We start from the raw sequence: 10228 nt of genomic DNA on the forward strand, positions 1-10228 counted from the left end.
AGCAGGCGGTGGAACTCGTGCTCGTCGGTGACCTCGACGCCGGGCGCGCCTTCCTTTGCAGCCCTTTTTCGCAGGGGAAAGGTAAAGCGGAGGGGTTTCAGTGAGGGCGGCGAAACGGCTGTGGCATTGGGAGATGTATTCGTTGACATACTCGTGTTCGAGAGGCCGTTCGTAGCCCCGATCAATCCGGGGAGGCTTTCAGAAGGGTGAGCCGGGTCTTACCATCAGGCATGAAATGCGTCCCATAGCGTACCAATCCCGTTTTCCGCAGTTGGCACGTCATCACAAAGCTCAGCAACATGCCCGATTCGGGCACTTCGAGAGCAATGTCGATGGACTTCAGCCGTGGTTCATAGCGCAGCAGCGTTGTCTCGATCTCGCGCTTGAGAATGTGTGCCGAAGCGGGAAGATGGCGGTAGATCAGCGATAGATCGCCCAGGCCGTAGTCGGGCAGGTGAGCCAGGCAGCCGCGCCGGCTATTGAGAATGCGCTGGATGTTGTCCTGTACCGACAGAAAAGTCTGGGTGGCGGGATCAAATTCATCAATGGCGACGCCATTCGCGAAGAAGCCCGTGATGGCTTCGAAGAGGCCAGGTCCGCCGTGTGTCATGTCGTGGAAGTGGCGGTCTCGGATGTGTCGAAGGCGATGCCAATGCCGTCTTCCTCGGAAAACGACAGTCGAACCGCTTGCAACAGCTGGCGCGAATCCGCGTGCACCAGCAACTCGCGCGCGAGGACGGGCAAGATCTGCTGATCCAGCAGGCTGTCGATGTTGCGCGCCCCCGAATCAGGCAGCAGGCACGCCCGCACCAGTTCCTTTGCCAGTCCTTCGTCGCAGTGCAGCGGCACGCCAAACCGGCGCTCGACGCGCCGCGCCACCTTATCGATCTTCATTCGAACAATCGATGCCATGGCTTCTGCGGAAAGTGGCCGAAATACGATGGTCTGAAATCGCGCCAGCAATGCAGGCTGGAAATGCCGGACCAGCACCGGGCGTAGACGTGCCAACAGCGCGGCGCCGTCGGGCTCGCTGTCCGCTTCGCTGCAGGTTTGCGTGGCGGCGAGGATGTCTTCACTGCCCAGGTTCGAGGTCATGATGATGACCGTGTTGCGGAAGTCGATCTCCCGGCCCTCGCCGTCACGCATGCATCCGCGATCAAAGACCTGGTAGAACAGGGTCAGCACATCCCGGTGGGCTTTTTCGACTTCGTCCAGCAGGATCACGCTATAGGGCCGCTGACGCACGGCCTCCGTCAGTACGCCGCCTTCACCGTAGCCAACATAGCCCGGCGGCGACCCCTTCAATTGCGAAACCGTGTGGGCCTCCTGATATTCGGACAGGTTGATGGTGATCAACGATCGCTCGCCGGCGAACATCAGGTCTGCTAGTGCCCGCGCGGTCTCGGTCTTGCCGACGCCGGAAGGCCCGACCAGCAGGAATACGCCAAGGGGCGACGTTTCCGAGCGCAGGCCCGCCTTGGCAGCTCGCAGGCTCTTGCCCAGCGCGGCGAGCGCCTCTTGCTGGCCGACCACGATGCGGCCAAGGCGCGCTTCGATGTCGAGCAAGGTTGCCCCTTCGCCGGATAGCAGGGTATCCATCGGCACTCCAGTCCAGTCGGCGATGACCTGAGCGATGGCGTGTTCGTCGACTTCGGCATGAATCAGGGGCTTGCTTCTGTCTTGTACGAGCCTCGCGCGCGCTGCCCGCATGGCGGATGTCAGCTCGCTGCGGGCCGACGTACCCGGGGCAACACGCCACTGTTCGCGGAGGGTGGCCAAGGCATCCGCCGCAAGCTGTTGCCCGGTGTAGGCATCGCCAAGCTCCGCCTTCAGGCTGTCCAGTTCTGCCAGGCGTGCGTCGATCGATGCCAGCCGCGCCGCGTCCCCGCTGCCGGTCATGGCGTGATCGTCGTGCAGCGCGGCACGTTCGAGCTCAAGAGACGACCGTTCGGCGTCGCACGCCAGAAGTGCGGCTGGCGTGGATTGCTGGCTCATGCGCACCCGGGCAGCGGCCGTATCGATGAGGTCGACAGCCTTGTCCGGCAGCTGGCGCCCGCTTAGATAGCGGCGCGACAGCCGAACCGCCGCGCCCACGGCGGCGTCGGTGATATGTACGCCGTGGTGGCGCGCATAGCGGTCCTTGAGCCCGCGCAGCATCACGCACGCATTGTCGTCATCGGGCTCGTCGACCTTGACCATCTGGAAGCGCCGCTCCAGTGCCGCATCGCGTTCGAAGTACTGCTTGTATTCGGACCACGTGGTGGCGGCGATGGTCCGGAGTTCGCCGCGCGCCAGGGCGGGCTTGAGAAGATTGGCCGCATCGGCGCCACCGGCGTTGTTGCCGGCGCCGATCAGCGTGTGCGCCTCATCGATAAATAGCAGGATCGGTGTGGCGGACTGCTGCACGGCGTCGATGACGCTCCTGAGCCGGTGCTCGAACTCGCCCTTGACACCTGCGCCAGCCTGCAACAGGCCCAGATCGAGCGCGAGCACGGCGACATCGCGGATCGCGGCGGGCACATCGCCGTTGGCGATCCTGAGTGCCAGACCTTCAACCAGGGCCGTCTTGCCGACACCCGGTTCACCGACCAGAATCGGATTGTTCTTACGGCGGCGCGCCAGGATTTCGATCATCAGGCGGATTTCCGCCTCGCGGCCGAACACAGGGTCGATCTGCCCGTCACGCGCCTTGCGGGTCAGGTCCATGGTGAAGCGGGCCAGCGCTTGTTGCTGCCCGGGCTGGTCCACGGCCGGCGCGCGCGGCGCGACATCTTCGGTGCTGGAAGAAGATGCGGCCAGATCGGGCAGGCAATTGTCGATATGCGCGATCGGGGCTGTCAGCAAGGGCCAGGCGTCGGGAGCGCGCAATAAGCTGGGATGCTCCGAAAGGGCGGACAGCAGATGGATTGTCCCGAGCGATGACGATCCGTCCAGCGATGCGCGAAGCCAGGCCGCCTCCATCCATCGACCAAGGCGCGCTGACACACCGGGTTTCCCGCGGAGGTCGCACGGCAGGCGTTCTATATAGTCCAGCAGACCGTTTCGGATGGCGTCGACATTGACACCGTGGCGACGCAGCACTCTCGGCAAATCATTGTCGCCGGGCTCGAGCAGTGCGATCAGCCAGTGTTCGACTTCGATAGTGCGATGCGCGCGTGTTTCACACAGGCAGGCTGCTTCTGTCAGTGCCTGGGCGCTGGGTTCGTCAAGGCGGCGCAAGAACGGTGTGTAGTCGCGGGAGGTCATGTGGCGGATCGTGGTGTGTCGGGTCGATGCGGAAAATGGCCGGTGCCTGGCACCGGCCAACGGTCACGCGCCGGCTTCAGGCACGTTCATTCCAGCTGTCGGCATGGATGATGTTGCCGTCCTTGTACGACCACGTGATCTTCTCGTAGCGCAGTTCGATTTCCTCAAGGTGGTTGTGCTTTTCGAATGCAGGATTCTTGATGTCGAGCATCTTCGGCGTGACGCCGACCACCTTGACGCTTTCCAGCGTCGTGTTGAAGTACTCTTTTTCCTTGCCGGCGTCGTCGATCCGGTACCACTTGATCTCGACCGATTTCAGCGTCTGCCCGCTCGTGACCGCCTTGTACAGATAGGGCGTCGCCGCGTCGGTCTCCTTGGTGAACTGAATGGGACGGTGGACGCGCGTGCCGGTCAGCTTTCCCGTATTCGAGTCGGTCGGGATATGGACGCCATGCTCGAAGGCGACGATCTCGACGCTGCCTTCCCGGCCAGATACCGTCACGGAGCCTTTGATGTCGGCGCCGCCGTCGTCCTTGATCCACATGTATGCGGGAATTGCCATTGCTACTCCTTTTGCTGGAATGAACAGGCCGGAAGGCCAGGGGTTGCAGAACTGCCGCGCGCAATTTCGCGACAGTCTGTGACAAGTGTGATTTCAACGCGACGATTCGCCGCCCGTCCGGCGGTGGTGTCGTTGGATGCCTTGGGCCGGCTATCGCCATAACCCTGGATGGCAAAGTGGGTCACGGGCATTCCCGCGGCATCGGACAGCCAGTCACGGACCGATGCCGCCCGGGCTTCCGATAGCCGCAGGTTCGATGCGGCGTTGCCGATGGAGTCCGTATGGCCCGCGACGAGCACGCGTTTGTCGGGATGTGCCTGGATCATTGTCACTGCCGCGACCAGCGCGCGATTGGCGCCAGGATTCAACTTGGCGGAGCCGCTCTGGAACAGCGACAGGCTGTCGAGTTCGATCGTTGACGGCGGCGCCGCTGGTGGACTGTAGGCGGCAATCAGCGCGTGGATCGGCGACAGCAAAGGCGCGCCACGGTAAAAGCCGAGCCCGAGCCGGGGCGGTGCGCCATCAACCTGGTAGCCCTCAAGTACGTCGCGATGGCGCTTGAGCGTCAGCAAGGCGTCGACCCGGGCTGCATCATGTTCGGCGTCCACCTGGCGATAACGGGACACGTCTTCTGTCACGCGCGCAACCAGCGCGCGGTTTTGCCAGGCCGAAGCGGCTGCGGCCGCGCAGAAGGCAAGCATCAGCCAGACAAAGGCGTGCGCCAAGGCACGGGGCAGGACAGGCTGTGGCCGCTGGGTCGGGATACCGGCCAGCATCGGCGCCGGAAGAGGGTACGGCGCCTCTGGCGCAGGGCGGGCGGTGGATAGCAAGCCGGTCTGTTCCGAAATGAATTTGCCGAAATGCGAGTCCACGCCCTGGGACCCGGATACCGCTGTAACGCCAAAGGCAGTCACCTTCAATGGACTGACGTGCGAGCCTGGATCGGCGCCTTCGCGCACGACTGGCAACAGCACGTCAGCGGCCCACCGGGCGACGGCGCCGAGGCGCGCGACGCGATGCATGCGCTTTTCGCGGTCCAACGGCGTCGCGACCTGCGGGTATGCCGTCAGCCCCGGGGCCAGGTGTTCACACAGGGTGTCGCCGTTCTCAATGTCACGCCCCGATACCCCGAACCATGGACACGCGTCGGATGGCCCGCCGGCTTCCGCTGCATAGACGGCAAGGCAGATTGGCAACGGGTAGCCGAGCGCGCGTCCCGCCTCGGCAATGGCGGCGTGCCAACGCCGCAGGTTGCCGGACAACTCCGGAAGGTCGGGATGCTGGTCGGCAGCCACCAGCCATGCGACGGCGTCCGGCCCTTGGCCTTCACGCCAATGCCGGAGCGCGACTGCCAGCCCGGCCAGGTCGGTTGCATGTTCGACGCGCACCCAGACGGCATTGCCGGTGATCCTGATCGGATCGTCTCCGAAGGCCGAAGCCAGTGCAGAGTCGCCTAGCGTCAGAACCAGCGGAACCGTGCGACGGACGTGGCCGGGCAAGCCATCCAGGGATGTGGCGATCGATTGCAATGCGGCCTGTGATGGTGCGGCTCGGGTGCTCAGATGGCGCGACACCCAGCACAAGGCGATGGTGGCCAGAACTGCGGCGAGACCGAGAAACGCGTTCCAGGTATCGGACCACGGGGACCAGAACGCCAGCCAGGCCAGCGCAAGCAGCATCACCCAAATGGCGACAGCGCGATAGGGGTAGCCTTTCACAATCGGCATCTCAAGCAGACAGCCTGGCGATGGATGAATCCAGCCAGCGATCCAGCGCGATGTAGATCAGGCCCGCCGCGGCCAGTGCGACGGCCACCCAGGCGAGGGGCGGCATGCTCCACCGGCGGTGTTCCTTGCCCGCGGTGATGACCATCGGGCCGACGTGCTTTCGCAAGCCCGCTCGCTCCAGCTGCGCATCGATCGCGCCTATCAGTTGCTCACGGGATGGGCTGTCATCCAGGGCGAATCGCCCGCGGAAGCCAAGTCCCATGACCGTATAGAAAACCAGTAGCAAGGGTACGACCGGTTGCGGCTCGGCAAGTCTCTGTTCGATGCGCGCAATTAAGGCGTCGCCTGCGTCGTAGCTCTGAAACTCACGGACCTGAAGGGGCTCCCGCTCCCAGGCCTCACGCGCCGCTTCAGAAAGATGACGCAGGGCGATCTCGTCGAACAGGGCGCACAGCGCGTAGGCGGCATCCGCAATGACGGGCGACGGCTGCCCGGCTGCCTCGAACTCTGCCTTCAGGTCGGCAATGTGCCCCAGGCAGGTGGCGCGAAACGACTCGAACGTGTCGGCTGGCCTTGCCCCCTGAGCGAGCTCGGTCACCGTCAGCGCGGTATCGCGCAAGGCCAATGGAAGAACAGTGGGCAATGTTGTCATGCCGGTAGCACCGCAAAAAGCTCAAGGGAGACATCCGGCAACGAGGCCGGGACGTAGAACTGGCAGGCCCGCGCGTCGAGCATCCGGGAGAAGGCGGGGTGCGAACTGTCCAGCGCAAAGTACTGGTTCTCGATTCGCACGGGGATGGCAGGTGGCAGCCTTGCAGACGGCTGCAACGGGATGCCCTGGAGGGCGGAATTGATGATTTGTTCGACTTCGTCGGGCGCACCGGCCTTGCATAGGCGGGGCATCTGCTCAAGCAGCGTGTGGGGGGGGACGGTGGCCTGCACGGAAAGGTAGTAGTCGGCACCCTCGACAAGCCGCTGGTCGTGGAGCTGACCGACCCAGATCGTCGGGCGCGTTCGTTCCAGTGCAATCGGCACTACACGCGTCGGAATGACCGAATCAAGCAGCCGTCGGATCAACGCTTCCAGCGTAGCAAACGCCGCTTCAGGTGCGCGGTGATGGTAGGCGGGTATGGCGGCAAGCGTTTCCGTCGTGGAGAAGGTCAACAGCGAACCGGCGAGTCTGGCCAGGACACGATAGAGGTGCTCTGGGTGCTGCTGCGGGGCGGCGGAAAGGCGCGCCAACTCTGGCCAGGTGCCATTGACACTGTGCAAGAGCCAGAACAACGCCACGTCCGCCACGGCGAAGTCGGCTATCTGGTCTGAGCGTTCCCGTCGACGTACCGCGAGGCTCGCGCTCTTTGCCGCGAGAATTTCCGATAGCCGGTGAATACGCTCCGTCAGTCGTTTGCTGGCGGACAGGAACAGACACGGCGGCACAAAGGTGTGATCGACCTCGAAATGCCCTCGCGTCGTACGGACCAGACGCGCGATCGGGCAGGTAACGAAATCGGTAGACTCCTCGAAATCAAAAAGCAGGGAAAGCGCATGCCGTTCGACGCTGACTTCCTCCTGGCCATCGCCGAGCAGATCCGCAAGGGCCCGGTACTCTCGCAGAAAACGTCGTGGCCGCGTGGAGGGATCGCCTTCCTCGACGCAGTTGCCGCCTTGCGCGTCGAACAATGGCAGGCCGATTGTGACGACGACGCTGTCGGCCCCGTCAGGCACCACACCAAGGTCGCGCGGCGAAGGCAGGACGTCTGCGGTGTCGGTATCCACCAGCGTGCCGTCCGGCATCCGCACCGTCAGGGTGTCGAGACTCAGCCGGTCAACGCTGAGGGCCTGCTCGTCGAGCGCGATACGGATGACACCCCAGGGTTCAGGACTGGCAATCCGTGCAACCTGCTCGTCAACATGACGCTCCCACAATGCCTGCTGTTGAAAATGTTGGGGAGTCATGAAAATCCCCTGCGTCCACAATGGTCTGCAAATCTTCATGTCGATCGGTAATTGCCGTGGGCCTACCTGGCCGGCCACCGGCCAGCAGGAAACGCTGTCGTGCGAGGGAACAAGAATCCCCTGCACGACAGCCTTCGATGCACGGGGCATGGTGCCCCGGCGTCAATGGATCAATTCTTCGCCTTCGGCATTTGCGAGACCAATGACAGATTGATATCCATCCCTTCAATCTGGAAATGCGGCACGATGAAGAGCTTGACGCGGAAGAATCCCGGGTTGTCCTCGATATCCTCGACGACAACCTTGGCCTCGCGCAGCGGATGCGAAGCCTGGAGCTCGTCGCCCGGATCGGTCATTTCCGTCACGAGCGTCTTGATCCATGTATTGAGTTCAAGCTCCAGAACGCGGCGGTCCTTTGTCGTGCCGATGTTCTCGCGCTGGATCAGCTTCAAATAATGAGCGATGCGCGAAAGCAGGAAGATGTACGGCAAACGCGCGTTGACCCGGCTGTTTGCCGTCGCTTCACGCGTCTCGTAGAGCGCCGGCTTCTGCGCGGAGTGCGCGGAGAAAAAGCACGCGAAATCATGATTCTTGTAGTAGGAAAGCGGGATAAAGCCGAGATTGGCAAACTCGAACTCGCGTGTTTCCGGAATCAGCACCTCGGTTGGAATCTTGGCCTGGTTGCCAGTACCCAGGTCATAGAGATGGATTGGCAGGTTTTCCACAAGGCCCCCGGCCTGCGGCCCGCGGATTTGCACACACCAGCCATTCCGGACGAAGCTGCGCACCATGTTCGCGGCAAAGGCGAACGACGCGCTGGCCCACAGGTAGCGGCGATGGTCCGGGCCTTTGACGGCTTCGGTATAGTTGAACGCGCGCACCGGCACGGTTTCGGGCCCATATGGCAGGCGTGCCAGAAAGCGCGGCAACGTCAGGCCGATATAGCGAGCGTCGTCCGAGTCGCGAAAACTCTTCCATTTCAGGTACTCGGCGCGATCGAAGTAGTTGCCGATATCGCGGATGCTGGCCACTTCCTCCATCGATTCCTTGCCGAAGAACTGCGGAGACACCGTGCCGATGAATGGCATGTGCGCGGCCGCGGACACCTTCGCAATATTGCGGAGCAGTGCGATGTCCTGCGCGCCGCGATCGAACGCATAGTTCGAGATGATCGAGCCGATCGGCTCGCCGCCCGGGGTGTCGTACTCGCGAATATACGTATGCAGGTATAGGCCGCTCTGGATAACTTCTGGCGTATCTTCGAAGTCCTGCCGTAGCGCATCCTTCGAAACATCGAGTACCTCGATTTTGACGTTCTTGCGGAAATCGGTGCGATCCACCAGAAACTTCAGGCCGCGCCACGCGGATTCAATTTCCTGGAACGCCTCGTGGTGCATGATCGCATCCAGCTGGCGGCTGATCTGGGCGTCAAGCTTGGCAATATGGAAGTCCAGCAGGCTCTTGTCGAGTCGATCCACCTGCTGGGCCGATTCCTGAATCATTTTCAGGAAAACGCTCATGGCTTGCGTGACGCGTTCGTCCAGCGAGGAGTCCGAAAGGGCGTCGGCGCATTCGAAGGATTCGACCGGACGCGTACTCGTGACTGGTGTCAGATTGATCTTCTCGCACAGGGATTCGTAGACGCTCCTGGCCGCGCCATCGAGTACGGCTGGCGCTTGGGGCTGGCCTTGAGCCGCCCCGATTTCTTGCTTCGACATGAAATATCTCCTCGAGGGCCGTTCAGTGGCTGGCGGGTCTGTCCTGCGTAATTCCCTGCAGGTCGGCTCTTAGCCGTTCGGAAAGGGCAGGGTCCTTGAGAATCTTCTCCAGTTCCCGGCGAAACGTGGCGTTGTCGAGCAAATTGGATTTGAGGTCGCGCAGCAGGTTGCGCGCCGCCATCAGCGCGCGCAGTTCAGGCACACGGCTCGCGACGGCTTCGGGCTTGAAATCGTCCATCGAGCGGAAATCGAGATCGACGGGAAGCTCCGACCCGTCGTCGGACAGGGTGTTCTCCACTGCGATGCGCGCCCTTGGATTGAAATCGGCAAGCACCGCATCGAAGTTGTTCTTGTTGATGGATACCTTTTCGCGTTCGGCCAGCGAGCGGGTGTCTCGCCCGTTTCCGTAGTCGCCCAGGACCAACAGTTTTAGCGGCAACTCGACCTTCTTCTGCGCCCCGCCGGTGTGCAGGTCGAGCTTGATGTTGACCCGCGCCTTGGGCACTTCGTTCTGGAAGCTTTCAGCCATTGTCTGATTTCCTGTTGCACTGCAATCGATTGGTGTTCGTCCGGCCGGTGTGCAGCCGCATCCGGTGCGCGAACCCGTGGCGTTTTAGCACTGCACCATCGGTGTCGTACATCGCAGAGTTGCGAAAATTGAGAGGTAGCAGAAGACGGTTTGCAGTGGGTCAGAAAAGACGATCTCAACGGTTTCTCCAATCATGAATTCCCGGTAGCGTGCGGCATCTTGCGTGCGGCACTGCGACGCGAGCGATCATGCGGCGACCACGCTGCAACGGGAGTGGAGGACCATGGCGGATGAATGGATGCAGGTGGGACAAGCGGCGGTGGGGTTCGTCGGAGGGCTGATCCGAAATCAGTCCTACCGCCTCGAAGTCCCCGCCGCGCCCACCGCCATCGGCCTGTCTGTGGTCTCGTTCAAGGCCGTCGAGGCACTCGGCAAGCCTTACGAGGTCACCGTCCAGCTGACCCATCCGCTGGAACTGGACCGTGCCGAC

General features: G+C 62.6%; 9 protein-coding genes. 1 reads left to right on the forward strand and 8 read right to left on the reverse strand.

What is annotated here, in order from left to right:
* Positions 1-181: 181 nt before the first annotated feature.
* The 8 genes from tssE to tssB all read right to left on the reverse strand — a co-directional run bounded on the left by tssE (position 182) and on the right by tssB (position 9738).
* Positions 182-610 (reverse strand): type VI secretion system baseplate subunit TssE, encoded by a 429-nt coding sequence (gene tssE / locus AC3G88_RS29115; RefSeq protein WP_488894464.1) that lies wholly within the window; start codon positions 608-610, stop codon positions 182-184.
* The gene (gene tssH / locus AC3G88_RS29120; protein ID WP_488894465.1) at positions 607-3246 is read right to left on the reverse strand and encodes a type VI secretion system ATPase TssH; all 2640 of its coding nucleotides are present in this window, start codon (positions 3244-3246) and stop codon (positions 607-609) included. The genes tssE and tssH overlap by 4 nt, the downstream gene beginning before the upstream one ends.
* Before the next feature lie 76 nt (positions 3247-3322).
* Entirely contained in the window at positions 3323-3808 is a 486-nt protein-coding gene (locus AC3G88_RS29125; RefSeq protein WP_153947830.1) for an Hcp family type VI secretion system effector, read from the reverse strand.
* A gap of 2 nt (positions 3809-3810) precedes the next feature.
* Positions 3811-5535, reverse strand: a complete 1725-nt coding sequence (locus AC3G88_RS29130; RefSeq protein WP_488894466.1) for an OmpA family protein — start codon at positions 5533-5535, stop codon at positions 3811-3813.
* Between the two features lies 1 nt (position 5536).
* Complete coding sequence (locus tag AC3G88_RS29135; RefSeq protein WP_488894467.1) at positions 5537-6187, reverse strand: DotU family type IV/VI secretion system protein; 651 nt, start codon at positions 6185-6187, stop codon at positions 5537-5539.
* A complete protein-coding gene (tssK, locus tag AC3G88_RS29140; RefSeq protein WP_488894471.1) occupies positions 6184-7530 on the reverse strand; it encodes a type VI secretion system baseplate subunit TssK in 1347 nt (448 codons plus the stop codon). The genes AC3G88_RS29135 and tssK overlap by 4 nt, the downstream gene beginning before the upstream one ends.
* 131 nt (positions 7531-7661) lie before the next feature.
* Positions 7662-9209 (reverse strand): type VI secretion system contractile sheath large subunit, encoded by a 1548-nt coding sequence (gene tssC / locus AC3G88_RS29145; protein WP_488894468.1) that lies wholly within the window; start codon positions 9207-9209, stop codon positions 7662-7664.
* Between the two features lie 22 nt (positions 9210-9231).
* On the reverse strand, positions 9232-9738 hold the full coding sequence (tssB, locus tag AC3G88_RS29150; RefSeq protein WP_488894469.1) for a type VI secretion system contractile sheath small subunit: 507 nt from the start codon (positions 9736-9738) through the stop codon (positions 9232-9234).
* Between the two features lie 283 nt (positions 9739-10021).
* On the opposite strand from tssB, the gene AC3G88_RS29155 reads away from it, so the two are divergent.
* Positions 10022-10228, forward strand: a 207-nt coding sequence (locus AC3G88_RS29155) for a hypothetical protein (RefSeq protein ID WP_488894470.1), incomplete at its 3' end; no start/stop codon positions are given.

It is taken from the genome of Cupriavidus sp. 86D6, from assembly GCF_057815095.1.

Coding starts and splice junctions, on each gene's coding strand:
- tssH (WP_488894465.1), bottom strand. CDS start 3,246: ATGACCTCCCGCGACTACACACCGTTCTTGCGCCGCCTTGACGAACCC.
- tssC (WP_488894468.1), bottom strand. CDS start 9,209: ATGTCGAAGCAAGAAATCGGGGCGGCTCAAGGCCAGCCCCAAGCGCCA.
- AC3G88_RS29135 (WP_488894467.1), bottom strand. CDS start 6,187: ATGACAACATTGCCCACTGTTCTTCCATTGGCCTTGCGCGATACCGCG.
- AC3G88_RS29125 (WP_153947830.1), bottom strand. CDS start 3,808: ATGGCAATTCCCGCATACATGTGGATCAAGGACGACGGCGGCGCCGAC.
- tssE (WP_488894464.1), bottom strand. CDS start 610: ATGACACACGGCGGACCTGGCCTCTTCGAAGCCATCACGGGCTTCTTC.
- tssK (WP_488894471.1), bottom strand. CDS start 7,530: ATGAAGATTTGCAGACCATTGTGGACGCAGGGGATTTTCATGACTCCC.
- AC3G88_RS29130 (WP_488894466.1), bottom strand. CDS start 5,535: ATGCCGATTGTGAAAGGCTACCCCTATCGCGCTGTCGCCATTTGGGTG.
- tssB (WP_488894469.1), bottom strand. CDS start 9,738: ATGGCTGAAAGCTTCCAGAACGAAGTGCCCAAGGCGCGGGTCAACATC.